At 71.9% G+C, this 1,789-nt stretch carries 3 protein-coding genes; all 3 read right to left on the bottom strand.

Annotated elements, in window-relative coordinates; translation table 11 throughout:
* A partial coding sequence (locus R6V09_RS52310; protein ID WP_317888430.1) for a hypothetical protein occupies positions 1 to 357 on the bottom strand: 357 nt, incomplete at its 3' end.
* A 188-nt stretch (positions 358 to 545) separates the two neighbouring features.
* The gene (locus tag R6V09_RS52305; protein ID WP_317888429.1) at positions 546 to 1,043 is read right to left on the bottom strand and encodes a DUF5949 family protein; all 498 of its coding nucleotides are present in this window, start codon (positions 1,041 to 1,043) and stop codon (positions 546 to 548) included.
* A gap of 127 nt (positions 1,044 to 1,170) precedes the next feature.
* Entirely contained in the window at positions 1,171 to 1,461 is a 291-nt protein-coding gene (locus R6V09_RS52300) for a hypothetical protein (RefSeq protein ID WP_019065677.1), read from the bottom strand.
* Positions 1,462 to 1,789 lie beyond the last annotated feature (328 nt).

Below are 1,789 nucleotides of genomic sequence, written 5' to 3'. Positions count from 1 at the left end.
GTCGGACGCGGGGGTGCTGACGCCGACGTGGTCGAAGCCGTCGCCGAGGATGTGCGGCAGCGGGGCGCGCAGGCCGATGCCGGGCAGGCCGCCGTGGACGGGGAGTTGGGGCAGCGCGTGCTCCGGGATGAGCCGGCCCTCGACGTACCGCGGGCCCTCGGGGGTGCCCGGCATGGGCACCGGGATCTCGCCGCCCAGCTTGGGGAGTTCCATGCCGAGGGCGCTCTCCGCGCCCTCCAGCGGCACGGGCACCGGGACCGTGCCGAGCGCGGCGGCGGGGGTCGCGACGGCGGCGCCGGTCGCTGCCGCCACGGCCGTGATGACGGCGGCGATGGTTCCTCGGGTGGTCGACTTCATCGTGAGTACGGTCCCTTTCGGAATTCGGAGGCTGTGTGTGCTGACCGGGTAACGACCCCGGGAAGAGGACCAGTTCAAGATTCCCCCGAGTGCCGCAGTAGTCAGCTTTTCCCGAATTCCCATCAGCGGGCCGGAATCGACTTCCCGTCAGCGGGCCGGAACCGGCGTTCCCGCCCGCTGTCCGGTCGTCAGCCGCGCAGGCTGCGGGCGGGCAGGACGACGTGCGCGGCGGCGGTCAGGGTCTCCTCGGCGCCCGCGAACTCGGCCAGCGCCTCGGGGGTGACGGGCTTGCCCGGCTGGGCCTCGGGCCAGGGGCGAGTGGTGAACACGAGGTAGGCGAAGCCGCGTTCGCCGACCGCCGCGAGCCACTCGGGCGGCGGCACGCACTGGGCGTTGAGCTGCGGCATGTTGAGGACGGCTTGCCCGGACTCGACGAGCATGGTGATCGGCAGGCTGGGCCGGGTGGCTCCGTCGACGACGTCGCCGCCGACCGGGAGTCCGTTGTCGGTCAGCAGTCGTTCCACGGCGGCGGTGGCGGCCTCGGGGCCGTCCGCGGCGTCGCCCAGGGTGTAGGCCAGGAGGTAGGGCATGTCCCCGTCGGGGGCCTCGCCGCTCCACGCCAGGACGACGAGGGTGCCGAGGTCGGCGACGCGGAAGGGGCGCGTTGCGCTTGAGGTTGAGGTCACCGCGCGACCTTATCGACGGGCCGGAAGGCCATCGGACGCGTTCTCACCCGTCCGGCCGATGGCGCGGTCGACCCGCCACACGAACGAGGGACGCCTCGCGACGCCCCTCGAACACCACCGGCGGGACTCAGCCCTGCAGGGGCAGACCGCCGAGGAGCGGGTTGTGCTGGTTCAGCGCGCCGGCCGCACCCTTGACGGTGCTGAGCGGGGACTGCTTGTTCTCGGTGTCGAGCGCGTCCGACTGGTGCTGCAGCGGCATCACGTCGACGGGCTGGATCCGACCACTGGTGAGGGTGTTGACGGCGCCGGTGAGGCTGGTGGGCGTCACGTCGGCGGGGCTGTAGGCGAACGCGGGCGCGGCGGCACCGGCGAGGGCGACGGACCCGGCAACGACAGCGGCAGCCTTCAGGGACTTCATCGTGTTCCTTTCTTCGGCAACTCATGTCACCAGAGGGAATTCTGTCGCCGTGTGTAACGAGTTCCGGCCGGGGCGGAAACCCCGTGCGCAGAAAGTTTCTGCTCCCCCACTCGAATGCGGGTTGTGTCTCATCGGCGTTTCCCATCCTCATATGAAAGGGACGTGCGCCGGAAAAGGCCGTCGGGCCGGCCCCGGAAAGGGACCGGCCCGACGGCCTTTCTACGACCGCTCGCCTCACACTCCCGGAACCGCGGGCACCGCAGGCACCGCGGGAAGGGCCGGTGCCGCGGGCACCGCCGGAAGCGAGGACGTGGACGGCAGCGCGCGA

This window comes from Streptomyces sp. W16, assembly GCF_033194735.1.
In the GTDB taxonomy this organism is placed as follows: Bacteria; Actinomycetota; Actinomycetes; order Streptomycetales; family Streptomycetaceae; genus Streptomyces.
This window is presented reverse-complemented; position numbering and strand designations above follow the sequence as displayed.